The 16,187-nt window shown below is 71.0% G+C and carries 17 protein-coding genes; 10 read left to right on the forward strand and 7 right to left on the reverse strand.

The genetic code is table 11. The features are described 5' to 3' along the window. Positions 1–802: 802 nt before the first annotated feature. On the reverse strand, positions 803–1,186 hold the full coding sequence (locus RDV84_RS01995) for a RidA family protein (RefSeq protein ID WP_057946391.1): 384 nt from the start codon (positions 1,184–1,186) through the stop codon (positions 803–805). A gap of 231 nt (positions 1,187–1,417) precedes the next feature. Next, positions 1,418–3,598, reverse strand: coding sequence for a RelA/SpoT family protein (locus RDV84_RS02000; RefSeq protein ID WP_057946390.1), 2,181 nt, complete (start codon positions 3,596–3,598; stop codon positions 1,418–1,420). Between the two features lie 159 nt (positions 3,599–3,757). On the opposite strand from RDV84_RS02000, the gene RDV84_RS25730 reads away from it, so the two are divergent. Beyond that, positions 3,758–4,138, forward strand: coding sequence for a DUF6053 domain-containing protein (locus tag RDV84_RS25730; RefSeq protein WP_425606326.1), 381 nt, complete (start codon positions 3,758–3,760; stop codon positions 4,136–4,138). On the opposite strand, the gene rpoZ is transcribed toward RDV84_RS25730, so the two are convergent. From rpoZ to RDV84_RS02015, 3 genes are all read right to left on the reverse strand, one after another. Beyond that, on the reverse strand, positions 4,027–4,326 hold the full coding sequence (gene rpoZ / locus RDV84_RS02005; RefSeq protein WP_057946389.1) for a DNA-directed RNA polymerase subunit omega: 300 nt from the start codon (positions 4,324–4,326) through the stop codon (positions 4,027–4,029). The genes RDV84_RS25730 and rpoZ overlap by 112 nt on opposite strands. Before the next feature lie 243 nt (positions 4,327–4,569). Beyond that, positions 4,570–5,190: a guanylate kinase gene (gene gmk / locus RDV84_RS02010; RefSeq protein WP_057946388.1), complete on the reverse strand. Its 621-nt coding sequence runs from the start codon at positions 5,188–5,190 to the stop codon at positions 4,570–4,572. A gap of 109 nt (positions 5,191–5,299) precedes the next feature. Beyond that, positions 5,300–6,160, reverse strand: a complete 861-nt coding sequence (locus RDV84_RS02015; RefSeq protein WP_309152301.1) for a YicC/YloC family endoribonuclease — start codon at positions 6,158–6,160, stop codon at positions 5,300–5,302. A 70-nt stretch (positions 6,161–6,230) separates the two neighbouring features. On the opposite strand from RDV84_RS02015, the gene rph reads away from it, so the two are divergent. From rph to RDV84_RS02050, 7 genes are all read left to right on the forward strand, one after another. Beyond that, the gene (gene rph / locus RDV84_RS02020) at positions 6,231–7,007 is read left to right on the forward strand and encodes a ribonuclease PH (protein WP_078998412.1); all 777 of its coding nucleotides are present in this window, start codon (positions 6,231–6,233) and stop codon (positions 7,005–7,007) included. A 395-nt stretch (positions 7,008–7,402) separates the two neighbouring features. Next, the gene (locus tag RDV84_RS02025; RefSeq protein WP_057946385.1) at positions 7,403–7,795 is read left to right on the forward strand and encodes a VOC family protein; all 393 of its coding nucleotides are present in this window, start codon (positions 7,403–7,405) and stop codon (positions 7,793–7,795) included. Next, positions 7,792–8,388: an RdgB/HAM1 family non-canonical purine NTP pyrophosphatase gene (rdgB, locus tag RDV84_RS02030; protein ID WP_057946384.1), complete on the forward strand. Its 597-nt coding sequence runs from the start codon at positions 7,792–7,794 to the stop codon at positions 8,386–8,388. Before RDV84_RS02025 ends, rdgB begins: the two co-directional genes overlap by 4 nt. Beyond that, positions 8,385–8,963, forward strand: coding sequence for a hypothetical protein (locus RDV84_RS02035; protein ID WP_139382037.1), 579 nt, complete (start codon positions 8,385–8,387; stop codon positions 8,961–8,963). Before rdgB ends, RDV84_RS02035 begins: the two co-directional genes overlap by 4 nt. 173 nt (positions 8,964–9,136) lie before the next feature. Next, positions 9,137–10,339 (forward strand): radical SAM family heme chaperone HemW, encoded by a 1,203-nt coding sequence (gene hemW / locus RDV84_RS02040; protein ID WP_078998407.1) that lies wholly within the window; start codon positions 9,137–9,139, stop codon positions 10,337–10,339. Positions 10,340–10,700: 361 nt separating this feature from the next. Then, positions 10,701–13,034, forward strand: coding sequence for a DUF1631 family protein (locus tag RDV84_RS02045; protein ID WP_309152302.1), 2,334 nt, complete (start codon positions 10,701–10,703; stop codon positions 13,032–13,034). Next, on the forward strand, positions 13,031–13,378 hold the full coding sequence (locus RDV84_RS02050) for a PilZ domain-containing protein (protein ID WP_250445105.1): 348 nt from the start codon (positions 13,031–13,033) through the stop codon (positions 13,376–13,378). The genes RDV84_RS02045 and RDV84_RS02050 overlap by 4 nt, the downstream gene beginning before the upstream one ends. Here the strand turns inward: RDV84_RS02050 and RDV84_RS25735 are convergent. Further along, positions 13,305–13,643 carry a DUF6053 domain-containing protein gene (locus RDV84_RS25735; protein WP_425606325.1) on the reverse strand — a complete coding sequence of 113 codons (339 nt, stop codon included), beginning with the start codon at positions 13,641–13,643 and terminating at the stop codon, positions 13,305–13,307. The genes RDV84_RS02050 and RDV84_RS25735 overlap by 74 nt on opposite strands. Between RDV84_RS25735 and pepQ the strand changes: the two genes are divergently transcribed. Then, positions 13,642–14,976 (forward strand): Xaa-Pro dipeptidase, encoded by a 1,335-nt coding sequence (pepQ, locus tag RDV84_RS02055; RefSeq protein ID WP_250445106.1) that lies wholly within the window; start codon positions 13,642–13,644, stop codon positions 14,974–14,976. The two genes, RDV84_RS25735 and pepQ, sit on opposite strands and share 2 nt — an antisense overlap. A 25-nt stretch (positions 14,977–15,001) precedes the next feature. Beyond that, positions 15,002–15,442 carry a YybH family protein gene (locus tag RDV84_RS02060; protein WP_078998395.1) on the forward strand — a complete coding sequence of 147 codons (441 nt, stop codon included), beginning with the start codon at positions 15,002–15,004 and terminating at the stop codon, positions 15,440–15,442. A 91-nt stretch (positions 15,443–15,533) separates the two neighbouring features. Here RDV84_RS02060 and RDV84_RS02065 read toward each other — a convergent pair whose 3' ends face one another. Further along, complete coding sequence (locus tag RDV84_RS02065) at positions 15,534–16,130, reverse strand: short chain dehydrogenase (protein ID WP_078998393.1); 597 nt, start codon at positions 16,128–16,130, stop codon at positions 15,534–15,536. Between the last annotated feature and the right edge of the window lie 57 nt (positions 16,131–16,187).

The raw sequence follows: 16,187 nt of genomic DNA on the forward strand, positions 1-16,187 counted from the left end.
GCTTGTCGTCGCGCGACACATCGATAACGGCGGAAGTAACAGCAACGTCAACATGGGTTCCGGCTTTCGCCGGAATGACGGACGTGGGGTCGCGCACCCGACTGTAGGAGCGGCGCAAGCCGCGACCGCGACAATGAAACTACGACGAGACTTTCGCAATCGCCGCGATGGCGCGGTCGCGGCTTGCGCCGCTCCTACAGGGGCGTGCCGCGGTGGGATTCGTCTTTACGTGTGCGTACTTGTGACGACAAGCGAACATCAACAGCTTCCGTCCGCAAGCGGCCGGGTCACTTTCTTTGTCTGAAGCCACAAAGAAAGTAACCAAAGAAAAGGCCTGTTCTTTTTCGGATCAAGAGCCACTATGGCTCGAAAGGGGGCGCGGGGCCGCGCCATAAGGGGCATCCTGCCCCATGGCGCGCGTGCGCATCCATGCGCACGCCCTCCGGGGCTGCGGGACGACTGCGTCGGGCTCGTGAACGAGCACGAGCAACAGCAAGATCAAAATGGATTCCGGCTTTCGCCGGAATGACGGTGGGCGGCGGCGATCTTGCTGGCAGAAGCTCCTGCAGGAGCGGCGCAAGCCGCGACCGCGACAGGCCGATGACGACGGACGTTGCCGCAACCCGCGCTGGTGTCGTTCTCGGCTTTTCTCTCGACAGCAGCGAACGTCCGCCGCAGTCCAATTGTCGCGATCGCGGCTTGCGCCGCTCATGCAGGAAGCAAGTGCAACCGCATTCCATAATGCGAAAAGGCCGCCCCGGTCGGGGCGGCCTTTCGCGTGCATCGCGGCTGGGCGACAACCTCAGCGCAACACCATCACCGCATCGACTTCGAACGCGACCCCGCGCGGCAGCGCCGAGACTTCCACGGTCGAGCGCGCCGGATACGGCGGGTTGAAGTACTCGCCCATCACCGAGTTGACCTTGCCGAACGCGCCCAGGTCGGTCAGGTACAGGCCCAGTCGGGCGATGTCGGCGAGCGAGCCGCCGGCGGCTTCGCACACCGCCTTGAGGTTCTGGAACGCGCGGTGCGCCTGCGCTTCGATGTCGCCCTCCACCACCAGCCCGCTCGACGGGTCGAGCGCGATCTGGCCGGAAAGGTAGACGGTGTCGCCCACGCGCACGGCTTGCGAGTACGGGCCGATGGCGGCGGGGGCTTTGTCGGTCTGGATGATTTCGCGGGACATGGGTTGGCAGCCGGAAATGAAGGGGATATGGCGACAGGGAACGCGAGCATCGTAGCGGCTGGATCGCGCGCCGCAAACCGTTGCGCGGCGCAAGCAGTTCGCCGGCTGACACTCGATGCCCGCCAGTATGCCGCCGCGCCGGGACCGCGAACCCCACGCGCCTCCCAGTCCGCTTTTGCGCGCGTCCTTCATTCCCGCGACGGCCGACGGCCGACGGCCGCCGCCGGCGGCTCACATCCGCTGCACGCCCAACACCACCGGCAGGCGCCGCACCCGCCGCATCACGTCGGCGAGGTGGCGGCGGTCGTGCACTTCGATGGCGAAGCGCATCACCGCGATATTGGCGTCGCGTTCCAGGTACTCGACGCGGTCGATGTTGGATTCGGCTTCGGCGATCGCCGCCGCGACCTGGGCCAGCGAGCCGGGGCGGTTGTCGACTTCGATCCGCAGCGCGGCGGCGAAGTCGCCGGAGACCTGCCGGTCCCAGCCGATCGCCACCCAGCGATCGGGCGACTTGCGGTAGTCGGCGACGTTCGGGCAATCCAGCCGGTGCACCACGATGCCGCGGCCGGCGGTGTGGTAGCCCATGATCTCGTCGCCCGGCAACGGCAGGCAGCAGTTGGCGAAGCTGATCACGCCGCGCTCGGAGCCGGTGATGAGGATCTTGTCCTCGGGCAGGCGCGGCCGGTCGATGGCGCGCCCGCGCGACTTGCCCGGCGCCTCGCGCGCCAGCGCCAGCGCGACCTGGTTGGGCATGCGGTTGCCCAGCGCGATGTCGGCCAGCAACGCCTCCAGGCGCGGATAGCGGTTCTCGCCGAGGTAGGCCTCCAGGCGCAGCGCCGGGGTGCGGTCGAGCGAGGTCTCCAGCGATTCCAGCGCGCGGTCGAGCATGCGGTGGCCGAGCTGCACCGCGTCCTCGTGTTCGAGCTGCTTGAGCTGCTGGCGGATCGAGGTGCGGGCCTTGCCCGAGACCACGAACTCCAGCCACTGCGGCTTGGGCGAGGACGACTTGGCGGTGATGATCTCGACCCGCTGGCCGCTGGCCAGCTTGGTCCGCAGCGGCACCAGCTTGCCGTCCACGCGGGCGGCGACCGCGCGGTTGCCGACGTCGGTGTGGACCGCGTAGGCGAAGTCCAGCGCGGTGGAATTGCGCGGCAGCGAAAGAATGTCGCCCTTCGGCGTGAACAGGTAGACCTCGTCCGGGAACAGGTCGACCTTCACGTTCTCCAGGAACTCCAGCGACGAGCCGGTCGCGCGCTGCGACTCGACCAGGTTGGCGATCCAGCTGTGCGCGCGCGACTGCGCGCTGTTGGGGCCTTCGCCGCCGTGCTTGTACGACCAGTGCGCGGCGATGCCGCGCTCGGCGACCAGGTCCATGTCCTCGGTGCGGATCTGCACTTCCACCGGCGAGCCGTAGGGGCCGAACAGCACGGTGTGCAGCGACTGGTAGCCGTTGGCCTTGGGGATCGCGATGAAATCGCGGAAGCGCCCGTCCAGCGGCTTGTACGCCGAATGCACCACGCCCAGCGCGTGGTAGCAGTCGGGCACGTTCTTGACCACGACGCGGAAACCGAACACGTCCATGACCTGGTTGAAGCTCTTATGCTCGTTGTGCATCTTGGTGTAGATGCTCCACGGCGACTTCACCCGGCTGATCAGCCGGTGCGGCAGCTTCTCTTTCGCCAGCCTCTGGGCCAGGTGCGCCTCGATCTGCACCAGCGATTCGCGCCGCACCACCGGCTGGGTGCGGATGCGCTTTTCGATCACCGCGTGGCGCCAGGGGTGCATGGCGCGGAAGCCGAGGTCCTGCAGTTCGGCCTTGATCAGGTTCATGCCCAGGCGCTGGGCGATCGGGGCGTAGATCTCCAGCGTTTCCAGGGCGATGCGTTGTCGCGCCTCGGCGCTCTGCGCGCCGAGGGTGCGCATGTTGTGCAGGCGGTCGGCGAGCTTGATCAGGATCACCCGCAGGTCGCGCGCCATCGCCAGCAGCATCTTGCGGAAGCTCTCGGCGGCGGCCTCCTGGCGGTCGCGGAACTGCAGCTTGTCGAGCTTGGTGACGCCGTCGACCAGTTCGGCCACGGTCGCGCCGAACTCGGTGGCCAGGCACTCGCGCGTGACCGGGGTGTCCTCGATGGTGTCGTGCAGGATCGCCGCGACCAGGGTCTCGATGTCCAGGCCCTGCTCGGCCAGGACCTTGGCCACCGCCACCGGATGGGTGATGTAGGGCTCGCCGGACTTGCGGGTCTGCCCGGCGTGCGCGGCGGCGCCGACCGCCCAGGCCCGGCGCAGTTGCTGGCGCTGGGGCTCGGGCAGGTAGTGCGCGGCCAGTTCCAGCTCGCGCACGTAGTCCGGCAGCTCCGTGTCTTCGGGAGCGGCGGGATAGGTCTTCAGCGCGGGCTCGGCAGGGGTCATAACGGAAATTTACGCGCGCGGTACGGCAAGTGGCAACGCATCGTCATGTTCTGGATGTGGCGGCGGTGAGATGGGGCGCAAGCAATCGGGCGCGGGACGCGGCGGCGGGCGGCGGCGGCGTTCAGGAAAACGTGGGCTCGACGGCCGGATCCGCGCTGGATGCAGGGGCCGCCCGCTGTTGTGGGAGGGGCTTCAGCCCCGATGCTTTCCGCTCAGATCGCCGAGATCGGACACCAGAGCGCCGGGGCTGAAGCCCCTCCCACATCAGCCCGGCGGCAGCCGGCAACGGCGGGCGGGTTCGAAAGCGGGCCAACAACGGACGGGCCCAAAAAGAAAACGGCCCCGCGAAGCGGAGCCGTTTCTCGGTCGCGGCCTGCGCCCGGTCGGGCGAGGCTGCGGGCGGCCCGCGCGGCGGCGGGCCGGGGGACTCAGTCGTCGCCCTTGGACAGGTCGTCGTCGGCCACCACTTCGGCCGCGGCCCATTCCAGGGCTTCGCGTTCCTTGCGCTCGCGCTCGGCCTTCTCGACCGCGTCGATGTAGTCCGGGTTGACCTGGCGCGCGGCGATTTCGCGCAGCGCCAGCACGGTCGGCTTGTCGTTGGCTTCGCTGTTGTCGAGCTGCGGCTCGACGCCGTTGGCCAGCTGGCGGGCGCGCTTGGCGGCCAGCATGACGAGTTCGAAGCGGTTGGGGACCACTTCCAGGCAATCTTCGACGGTGATGCGGGCCATGGGGCTCCTGCGGCCGGGTCGGCCGTCTTGCAAACGGATGGGGACCGGGAAGTCTAGGCGCAAGCGCCCCGAAACGCAAGGTTTCGGGCAATTAACCCTTACGAATCAACCCGATAGCCCCTGTAGGAGCGGCGCAAGCCGCGACCGCGACACCCCACATTCGGCGCAAGACCGGAACCCCGCGGTCGCGACTCGCGTCGCTCCTACAGGCGGGCTTCCAGCCTCATCGCGACCGGGCGGGCCTCAGCCCTCGTCGACCAGCAGCGCCGTGATCAGGCGCGAATGCCGCGCCACCTGCGCCTCGCGCCGCAGCCGGCTGGCGGTGAAGATCGCGCACATCTCGTCCACCGCGGTGTCGAAGATCTCGTTGACGATGACGTAGTCGAACTCGCCGTAGTGCGACATCTCATCGCGCGCGGCGGCCAGGCGCTGGCCGATCACTTCCTCGGTGTCCTGCCCGCGCGAGCGCATGCGCGATTCCAGCGCCTGCCGCGACGGCGGCAGGATGAACACGCTGACCGCGTCGGGCACTTTCTTGCGCACCTGGCGCGCGCCCTGCCAGTCGATCTCCAGCAGCACGTCCTTGCCGGCCGACAAGAACGGCTCCACCGACTGCCGCGCCGAGCCTTTCCAGTCGCCGTGCACGCGCGCGTGCTCGAAGAAGTCGCCCTCGGCGACCATCGCCTCGAACTCCTGCTCGCTGACGAAGTGGTAGTGCTCGGCATGGCGCTCGCCCGGACGCGGCTTGCGCGAAGTGAACGAGATCGACAGGCGGATGTTCGGGTCGCGCGCGAGCACCGCGTTGACGATGCTGGATTTTCCGGCTCCGGAGGGAGCGGCGACGATGTAGAGGGTTCCGCGCATGGGTCGGTGGAATGTCCGCTTGGAGATGTAGCAAGAGCGAGAAGTGAGAAGAGAGGAATGAGAAGTGAGCGAAAGCGGCTTGCGCTCGCTCCTCGCTCCTCTTCGCTCTTTACTCGATGTTCTGGATCTGCTCGCGCGCCTGGTCGATCAGCACCTTGAGCTCGACCGCGGCGGCCGAGCTGCGCGCGTCGACCGACTTGGAGCCCAGGGTGTTGGCCTCGCGGTTGAACTCCTGCAGCAGGAAGTCCAGGCGCCGGCCGACCGCTTCGCGCAGCTTGAGCACGCGGCGGGCCTCGGCGACGTGGGCGTTGAGGCGGTCGAGCTCTTCCTCGACGTCGAGCTTCTGCAGCCACAGCACCAGTTCCTGCTCCAGGCGGCCGTTGTCGGCCGGCTGGGCCAGGTCGGCCAGACGGGTTTCCAGCTTGGCGCGCTGGCCGGCGCGGATCGCCGGCATCATCGCGCGGACTTCGCCGGCGATGCGCTCGATGCCGTCCACGCGCTCGCCGATCGCCGCGGCGAGCTTGCCGCCCTCGCGTTCGCGCGAGGCGACGAATTCGTCGAGCACGTCGTCCAGCAGCGCCAGCGCTTCGGCCTGCAGCGCGGTGGGATCGGTGGCCTGCGCCTGCAACACGCCGGGGAACTGCAGCAGCTCGGTGAACTCGGTGCGCAGCGCCGGGAAGCGCGCGGACAGGTCGATGGCCAGGTCGCTGAGCTCGCGCAGGCGGCTCGGGTTGAGCTGCAGCGCGTCGCCGCCTTCCGGCGCGCGCAGGCGCAGGGTCAGGTCGAGCTTGCCGCGGCCGACGCGGGCGGCGATGCGTTCGCGCAGGGCCGGTTCCAGCACCCGCAGCTCGTCGGCCAGGCGCACGCCCAGCTCGAGGAAGCGGTGGTTGACCGAGCGCAGCTCGCAGCCGAGCGTGCCCCAGGGTGTCGCGCGTTCGCCGCTGGCGAAGGCGGTCATGCTGCGGATCATTCGCAGGTTTCCGAGCCTTACGGGGGGTGAATGGTAAACTCGCCGGCCCTCAAAACGGTAACGCCGCGCCATGACCGGTCCCATCGCCGCCCCCGCCCAGGCCTCGGCCGGCCCCCAATCCGGCCCGGTCGCGCGTCCCAGCGGCCGCCTGGCCGACCAGTTGCGCGAGGTGACCATCGAGCGCGGCTACACCCGCCACGCCGAAGGTTCGGTCCTGGTCAGCTTCGGCCAGACCCGGGTGCTGTGCACCGCCAGCGTCGACAACAAGGTGCCGGCGTTCCTGCGCGGCAAGGGCGAGGGCTGGGTCACCGCCGAGTACGGCATGCTGCCGCGCGCGACCCACACCCGCAGCGACCGCGAGGCCGCGCGCGGCAAGCAGGGCGGGCGGACCCTGGAGATCCAGCGCCTGATCGGCCGCGCCCTGCGCGCCTGCATCGACCGCAAGGCGCTCGGCGAACGCACCATCACCCTGGACTGCGACGTGCTGCAGGCCGACGGCGGCACCCGCACCGCGGCGATCACCGGCGCCTACGTGGCCCTGGTCGACGCGGTGCGCTGGCTGCAGGCGCGGCGCGAGATCAACCGCGACCCGATCTTCGGCGCGGTCGCGGCGGTGTCGGTCGGCATCTACCGCGGCACCCCGGTGCTGGACCTGGACTACGCCGAGGACAGCGACTGCGACACCGACATGAACGTGGTCATGAACGACGGCGGCGGCTTCATCGAACTGCAGGGCACCGCCGAGGGCCACGCGTTCCGGCGCGAGGAACTCGATGCGCTGCTGGCGTTGGCCCAGGCCGGCATCGGCGAACTGGTGGAGAAGCAGCGCCAGGCGCTGGCCGGCTGAGCCGCGGCGCGCGCGCGCCGCAACGACATCGACGGCGCCACTCGCGGGCGGGCAGGAAAGACGCGGCGGACGATGGGGGATCGGTCCTCTTCGCTCGTTATTTCTTTCCTCCCGCCCGTTCGCATTGGCGCCAACCACGGCAAAACTCCGCATCCGCGCCGCCCGGCTTGCGCGCACTGCATCGCAGTTCGCGCGTTGGGCGCTGAACTTTCCGGCGCCGGTCGCGTTCAATCGCCCCGACGGCGTCGCGCCCGCGCGCGGCGCGATCGGCACGGCGGTCGCGCGCGCGGCAGCCCCGTTCGCGCCGCCTGCGCGTTGTGTGCCTGGGCGGCGGCCCGACCCGGCGCGGCTTCGACTACGACCGCAACGTTTTTCCCTGTTCGCAAGGCTTACGCATGAATCGCAGCATCGGCAGCATCACCCTGGTCGTGGACGACTACGACCGCGCCATCGATTACTACACCCGCGCGCTCGGCTTCGCCCTGCTCGAAGACATCGACCTCGGCGGCGGCAAGCGCTGGGTGCGGGTGGCGCCGGCCGCCGGCGCGCAGACCGCGCTGCTGCTGGCGCAAGCCGCCGACGAAAACCAGCGCGCGCGCATCGGCGACCAGACCGGCGGCCGGGTCGGCTTCTTCCTGCACACCGACGACTTCCATCGCGACCACGCCGCGATGCGCGCCCAGGGCGTGCGCTTCCTGGAATCTCCGCGCGTCGAGACCTACGGCACGGTCGCCGTATTCGAAGATCTGTACGGTAATCGCTGGGATTTGCTGGAATTGAAAGCATGAAACTGGTGCTGGCCAGCAGCAACGCCGGAAAGCTGGTGGAGCTGCGCGACCTGCTCGGCGCCACCGGCATCGAACTGGTGGCGCAATCGGACCTGGGGGTCGAGGACATCGAGGAAACCGGCAGCACGTTCGTCGAGAACGCGCTGCTGAAGGCCCGGCACGCGAGTGCGGTCACGGGCCTGCCGGCGCTGGCCGACGATTCGGGCATCTGCGTGGACGCGCTCGGCGGCGCCCCGGGCCTGTATTCGGCGCGCTACAGCGGCCGCCACGGCGACAACGAAGGCAACATCGACAAGCTGCTGGCCGCGCTCAAGGACGTACCCGACGAGCGCCGCGGCGCGCATTTCTATGCGGTGATCGTGGCCCTGCGCCACGCCGGCGACCCGCGTCCGATCATCGCCGAGGGCGTCTGGAACGGGCGCATCCTGCACCGGCGCCAGGGCAGCCGCGGCTTCGGCTACCAGCCGGTGTTCCTGGACACCGAACACAACATTTCTGCCGGCGAGATCGACGACGCGCTCAAGAACCGGGTCAGCCACCGCGCCCGCGCCCTGGCCGCGCTGCGCGAACGCCTGCCGGAGCTGGCCCGGTGAACCGCATGCTGCGCGCCGACGCCCCGCATCGCCGCGCATTCCGCACCGGCGGCCACACCGTGGCCACGGTCGCGGTGCTGTACCTGCTGGCCCTGCCGATCGCGGTGTGGATCCGCCAGGACGGGCTGCAGACCGGCGCCACCGATTTCGCCAGCGAGTTCCGGTTCGCGTTGTGGCTGCTGGCCGCGCTGGTCGGGCTGGTCGCCGCGGCGGCGGTGCAGCGGGTCAGCCTGGGCGCCGCCGGCGACGGCGCGATCCGCTACGCCAACATCACCAGCCTGCACCGCAGCCGCAGCTTCGCGCCGGAGGAAGTGCAGGCCATGTCCCTGCACCGGGCCAAGGACGGGCGCCTGCGCCTGACCTCGACCCTGGAGCTGCGCCTGGCCCCGGCCGCGCACCGGCGCTGGACCACGGTGACCCTGTTCGACGGCGACATGTCCGGCGACGGCCGCGCCGAGCCGCTGGCCTCGATCATCCGCCAGGTGGTGCAGGCGCGGCCGGACGTGGCCCTGGATACCAATCTGCGCGCGCTGCTGGCGGCGCGGCGGTACGGGGCGTCGTCGCTGGAGCGCTGAGGCCGGGGAGCCGCCTCCGGCCGGGGACACCGCCAGCGAACCGGTAGCGGCCGCTTCGCCGCGCCGCGCTCGCCCGGCTTTCCCGCCGTACCCGCGCCGCCCCTGCCCGGGCGGGCTAAACTGCGCGCCTTCCCCCGACCGATTCCCGGGCCTTTGCCGCCCGCGCCCGCCTCTTGAGCGTCGCCCTCGTTCCCCCGCCGCTGTCGCTGTACGTGCACCTGCCCTGGTGCGTGCGCAAATGCCCGTACTGCGACTTCAACTCGCACGAAGCCCGCGGCGCGCCGCCGTTCGCGGCCTATGTCGATGCGCTGGTCGCCGACCTCGAGCACGACCTGCCGCTGGTCTGGGGCCGCACCGTGCACAGCGTGTTCTTCGGCGGCGGCACCCCGAGCCTGTTCCCGCCGGAGGCGATCGACCGCTTCCTGCAGGCGGCCAGCGCGCGCCTGCGCTTCGCCCCGGGCTGCGAGATCACCCTGGAGACCAACCCGGGCACCGCCGAACACGGCCGCTTCGAGCTGTACAAGGCGGCCGGGGTCAACCGGTTGAGCTTCGGCATCCAGAGCTTCGACGACGGCTGCCTGCAGCGGCTGGGCCGGATCCACGGCAGCGCCGAGGCCGAGGCGGCGGTGAAACTGGCCCGCGACGCCGGCTTCGACAATTTCAACCTCGACCTGATGTACGCCCTGCCCGGCCAGACCCTGGCGATGGCCGAGTACGACCTGGAGCGCGCGTTCGCGCTGGAGCCGGCGCACATCTCGCATTACCAGCTGACCCTGGAGCCCAACACCGTGTTCGCGGCGCGCCCGCCGCAGGACATTCCCGACGAGGACAACGCCTGGGACATCCAGGAACGCTGCCAGGCCCTGCTCGCGCAGCGCGGCTACGGCCAGTACGAGGTCAGCGCCTACGCCCGGCCCGGGCGGCAGTGCAAGCACAACCTCAATTACTGGCGCTACGGCGACTACCTCGGGATCGGCGCCGGCGCCCACGGCAAGATCAGCCTCGGCGCCGAACAGGCGATCGCGCGGCGCTGGAAGCTCAAGCATCCCACCGCCTACCTGGCCCAGGCCGGCACCGCGGCGGCGATCGGCGGCGACGAGCGGATCGCGCCGGCGCGGCGGCCGTTCGAGTACATGCTCAATGCGCTGCGGCTGGTCGAGGGGTTCTCGCTGGACTCCTTCGAGGCCTCCACCGGCCTGGGCCGCGACGCGATCGCCGCGCAGTTGGCCGAGGCCATGGCCGCGGGCTGGCTGGAGCGCGACGGCGACCGGGTCCGGCCGACCGAGCTGGGCCGGCGTTTCACCAACGATGTGGTGGCGCTGTTCCTGGATGAGGATGCCGCCACGGACGACACGGGCGCGGCGCGGCTGCTTTGAGTGCGGCTGCTTTAAGTGCGGCTGCGTTGAATGCGGCGGTCCTGGGCAGGCCCGCTTGAGCGAGCTTGGCTTACGCGCGATCACGCTCAGCGCGCCCGCCCTGGACGCGTCGGCCTTAGAAGAAACGCTCACCGCCTGAGCCGGCCGTCACCGGCGTGCAGCGCCGGCCGCAAGCCGTGCCGCCGGCATCACGGCCCAGACACATCGCGGCACTGAGACTCGCTGCTGGCCGCCGCGTCGGGGACTATGCGTTTGTGCCAATGGTCGCCTCCTGTCGGCGGTCCGCCGCGCCCGCTCCGCCGGGCTGGGCGGGCGCCGGGGAGGCGTGGTTATATTTCCCGGTCGTCAGTACCGAATGCACATGCCCGCCACGTTCGACCCCCTGGACGCCTCGCCTCGGGCCACCCTGGCCACGGCCGCCTTGCCGCGCCGCGTGCGCCGGCTGTTGGAGCAGCTCTACGCGCTGGTCAGCGACGAGATCGCGCCGCAGATGGAGCGGATGCTGGCCGAATTCGAGCAACAACTGTTCCGCCAGGCCGACCAGGCGCGCAATCCGGGGCTGCAGTCGGGCTATCTGGAAACGCTGCGGCTGGTGCGGCTGCGGCGCTCGGATCTGATTCCGCGCTATCTAGTGGGGCTGGAGGCGGAGCTGTCGCGGGTGCGGGAGGCGGCGGCGGAAGGGACGTCGCGCCCGGCTGCGTCTGCGGCGCCTGAGTTTCGGGAACTTCGGTTGGTCGAAGACAGCGAGATCGACGAAGCCACCGTCCTGCGCAGCCTCGCCAGCCGCCACGAATCGCGCGCCGGGCTCGGCCTGTTGCTGCTGGGCCAGCGCTTCGGCGTGCTGGCCGGAGCGCCGGCGTTCGACAGCGAACGCCTGCCGGTCGGTCCGCACCGGCTCATCCGCCGCTTCGCCCAGGCCTGCCAGCCGCTGCAGATCCCGCTGGAATCGCGGCTGGACCTGTACCGCGTGTTCGACCAGCAAGTGATGCTGGGCTACAGCGCCCTGGTCGAATCGATGAACCTGCTGCTGGCGCGCGACAACGTGCTGCCGAGCCTGTCGTTCGTGCCGCTGCGCGCGCGGCCGAGCGCGCAGGACAAACCGGCGCCGGCGCCGCGCGCCGAAGCCGACACCGACACCGACACCGACACCGCGGCCGAGACCGCGCGCGAACCCGGCGCCGCGCCGGCCCCCGCCGCCGGTCCGCGTCCGCACACCGCCTGGACCGCGGCGGCCGCCGCGCCGGCCGCCGACGCGCTCGACTTCGCCACCCTGCAGCGCTGGCTGTCCGAGCGCCGCGACCTGGTCGAGAAACTGCGCCCGCGCCCGCCGCAGGCCGACGCGCCGCCCGCGCCGCCGGCCCTGGCCACCGGCGAACTGATCGAACTCATCGCCGGCCTGGACGAGGCCGCCGGCCGCGGCGCCCAGCCGCTGCGCAAGATCGCCGACCTGCGCCAGGCCCTGCTCGCCCAACGCCGCGCCGCCGGCGCCGAAGCCGCGCTGTCGCGCGAGGACGGCGACGTGTTCGAACTGCTGGGCCTGCTGTTCGACGAGATCGACCAGCGCCTGCGCGGCGACGCGGTGATCTCCAACCTGCTCAACCGCCTGCAGACGCCGTTGCTGCACGCCGCCTTGCGCGACCGCTCGCTGCTGGCCGCCGACGGCCACCCGGCGCTGCAACTGCTCAACACCGTGGCCGAGGCCGGCGCGCGCTGGACCCCGGCCGAAGAGGCCGACCCGCAACTGCACGAACCGCTGCGCCAGGCGGTCGAGCACGTGGTCGAGCAGCGCGGCTCGGCGCAGGCGTTCGATTCGGCCAACCAGCGCCTGCAGGAGCACCTGCACGCGCTGGCGCGCAAGGCCGAGGTGGCCGAGCGCCGCCACGTCGAGGCCGCGCGCGGCAAGGAAAAGCTCGAACTGGCCAAGCGCCGCGCGCAACAGGCGCTGTCCGATCTGGTCGAACAGGGAACCGGCGCCGGCCAGCGCCTGCCGCGCTTCGTCCAGACCCTGCTGAGCCAGGCCTGGACCGACGTGCTGACCCTGACCCAGCTGCGCCACGGCGAAGACTCCGAAGCCTGGCAACGGCAGTTGCAGATCACCGGCCAGATCGTGGCCGCCAACCAGGGCGGCGGCGGCGCGCGGCTGCACGGCCTGGACGGCGACATCGAGCACGCGCTGACCCTGGTCGGCTACCACGGCGACGACGCCCGCGCGATCGCGCGCCAGCTCACCGTCGGCCCTGCCACCGGCGAGGACGCGGCCTCGCGCACCGAACTGGCGATGAAACTGCGCCAGCGCAGCCGCCTGGGCGAGGACGGCGCGGCCGCCGCCGCGACCGCGCCGCGCACGCCGCTGCCGCCGCGCGACGAACGCGAGCAGGCCTGCTTCGAACGCCTGCGCGCGCTGCCGTTCGGCACCTGGTTCGAGTTCGTGCAGAACCAGCAGGGCGACGCGGTGCGGCGGCGGCTGTCGTGGTTCAGCCCGGTCACCGACAACGCCCTGTTCGTCAATCATCGCGGCCAGCGCGTGGCCGAGCACTCGCTCGACGCGCTGGCGCGGATGCTGGCGCGCGGGCAGGCGCGGATCGTCGAGCAGGAACGCAACCGCCTGGTCGACCGCGCCTGGCACGCCGCGCTGGACGCGTTGCGCGGCTTCGGCGGCCGCGGCCGCGACGAGCCGCCGGAGCGGCCGGCATGAACGACGAGTTCCGCCGCGCGCGCCGGCGCCGCATCGTCGAAACCGTGCAGGTGATCGACACCATGACCGAACAAGTGGTCGGCCACCTGGGCAACCTGTCGGAGACCGGCATGATGCTGATCGCCAGCATGCCGCTGGCCGACGACGCGCTGTATCAGCTGCGCTTCGACCTGCGCGACGCGCCGCGGCAGGCGCCGATCGAAGTCGGCGCGCACCTGCTGTGGCAGGACCGCGCCAGCATGCCCGGGCAGACCTGGGCGGGCTTCCGCTTCATCGCCATGCCCGAGGACGGGATGGTGCAGCTGCGGCAGTGGCTGGATTCGCCGGGCGGCAGCTTCGAGTAGGCGAGTGCACGGCGACCTGAGCGGAAAGCATCGGGGCTGAAGCCCCTCCCACAACAGCCAAAGCATCGGCCCTGAAGCCCTTCCCGCAGCGGCCCTGGCTCGAGGCCGGCGCGGCTTTTGTGGGAGGGCCTTCAGGCCCGACGCTTTTCGGCCGGATCGCCGCGAACGCCCCCGGCCAATCCCCCGCCCGCGCAAGCCCCGCCGCGCGCGGATGCGGCAAAATGGCGGTCCCCGGCCCTGTGGCCCGCCATCCGCCCGACGCCATGAACGCTCCCGCCGCCTCCCCCGCCGACCTCTACGCGCAGCACTTCGCCGAGCAACAGCGCCGTGCGGCGCAAGCGTTGGAGCGCGGCGGTTTCGATCACCTGGTCGTGCCCAGCGGCACCCTGCACTATCAGGTCTTCGACGATCGCGACTATCCCTACGCGGTCAACCCGCAGTTCAAGGCCTGGGTGCCGCTGGTGCGCAACCCCGGCAGCTGGCTGGTGTTCACTCCGGGCGCCAAGCCCAAGCTGGTCTACCTGCAGCCCTTCGATTACTGGCACGTGGTGCCGCAGGCGCCGAGCGGGCCGTGGGTCGAGCACTTCGAGGTGATCGTGATCCGCGAGCCGTCCGACGCGCTGGCGCACCTGCCCCAGGACCCGGCGCGCTGCGCGATCCTCGGCGAGCCGCAAAGCGCGCTCGGCGGGTTCGCGCCGAACAATCCGCCGCCGGTGATCGATTACCTGGAGTACCACCGCGCGTTCAAGACGCCGTACGAAGTGGCGATGATGCGCGAAGCCACGCGCAAGGGCGTGCGCGCGCACCGCGCCGCCGAGGCCGCGTTCCGCGCCGGCGCCAGCGAGTTCGACATCCACCTGGCCTACTGCGCCGCCGCGCGCCAGGACGCCAACGAGCTGCCCTACGGCAACATCGTCGCGCTCAACGAAAACGGCGCGGTGCTGCACTACATGGAACTCGGCCGCGAAGCGCCGGCGCAGTCGCGCAGCTTCCTGATCGACGCCGGCGCCAGCCATGCCGGCTACGCCTGCGACATCACCCGCACTTACGCCGCCGACGCGAACGGCGAATTCCAGGCGCTGATCGACGCGGTCGACGCGGCCCAGCAACGCATGTGCGCGCAGGTGCGCGCCGGCTTCGACTACAAGCAGTTGCATCTGGACGCGCACCTGGCGCTGGCCGGGATCCTCAAGGATTTCGGCGTGCTCAGGGTCTCGCCCGAAGCGGCGGTCGCCAACGGCGTCAGCAACGTGTTCTTCCCGCACGGCATCGGCCACGGCATCGGCCTGCAGGTGCACGAGGTCGCCGGCTTCGCCGCCAGCGACCGCGGCGGCCGCATCGACAAGCCGGCCGGGCACCCGTACCTGCGCCTGACCCGCACCCTGGAGCCGGGCATGGCGGTGACGATCGAGCCGGGCCTGTACTTCGTCGACCTGCTGCTCGACGGCCTCAAGCGCGGCGAGCACGCCGCCGCAGTGGATTGGGCGCGCATCGACGCGTTCCGTCCGTTCGGCGGCATCCGCATCGAGGACGACGTGGTCTGCACCGACGATGCGCCGGTCAACCTGACCCGCGAAGAGTTCGCCGCCGCGGCCTGAGCGCCGCCCGCACCGGAGCGCCGCCATGCACGACCGCCACGATCCCTTCCTCGCCGCGCTCGACGCCTACGCCGCGGCGGTGAAGGCCAAGGACGTCGACGCCTTCGCCGCGCTGTACGACGAAGACGTGCACGTGTTCGACCTGTGGGGCCGCTGGGAACTGCGCGGCCTGCCGGCGTGGCGGGCGATGGCGCAGGAATGGTTCGGCTCGCTCGGCGAGGACACCGTCGTGGTGACCCATGCCCACGCGCAGTCCCAGGCCGGCGCGGAACTGGCCTACGGCCACGCGCTGCTGACCTACACCGCGTACGCCGCCGACGGCTCGCGCCTGCGCTCGCTCGACAACCGCATCAGCGCGGCGCTGGCGCGGCGCGGCGAGAGCTGGAAGATCGTGCACGAGCACACCTCCGCGCCGGTCGACCATGCCAGCGGCAAGGCGATGCTGAAGCGCGACGGGGCCGACTGAGCGTGGAAGGGCCTTCGGGACTCAGAGCCCTCGGTTCGAGCGAGCGCAGGAAGGCCGCGCGGCCTTCCTGCCCTGCTTACCTCCATCCGCCTCACCAGACCTCGAACGTCCGCCCGCTCTGCACGCCCTCGACGCTGCGCCGGTAGGCCAGCGCCGCGCGCGCGGCCGGCACCGGCTCGAAGCCGGGGAAGAACGCGCCGTAGGCGTCCATCGATTCGCTCAGCACGCTCGGGCTGACCGCGTTGATGCGCAGGCCGCGCGGCAGTTCGCAGGCGGCGCCGGCGACGAAACCCTCGATCGCGCGGTTGACCGCGCTGGCGTTGGCGCCCGCGCGGATCGGCTCGGCCGAGACAATGCCGGTGGTCAGGGTGATCGAGCCGCCATCGGAGAGGTGATGCTGGCCCAGCAGCGCCAGCCGCACCTGGCCGAGCAGCTTGTCGTTGAGGCCGATGGCGAAGTCGGCCGGCTTCATTTCGCTCAGCGGGCCGAAGTGCAGCGCGCCGGCAGCGGAGACGATGGCGTCGAGCTTGCCGGTCTTGCGCAGCAGCGCCTCGACGCTGGCGTCGTCGGTGATGTCGACCGGGTACTGCGCGCTGCTGCGGCCAGCGGCGAGGACCTCGTGGTGGGACAGGGTCTGGGCGATGGCGCGGCCGAGGGTGCCGCTGGCGCCGACGAGCAGGATCTTCATGGGGACGTTCCAGGGAGGGGAAACAGGCGTCCAGTCTGCGCGCCGTGGCGTGCACGG

It is taken from the genome of Lysobacter yananisis, assembly GCF_031199375.1.
In the GTDB taxonomy this organism is placed as follows: Bacteria; Pseudomonadota; Gammaproteobacteria; order Xanthomonadales; family Xanthomonadaceae; genus Lysobacter; species Lysobacter yananisis.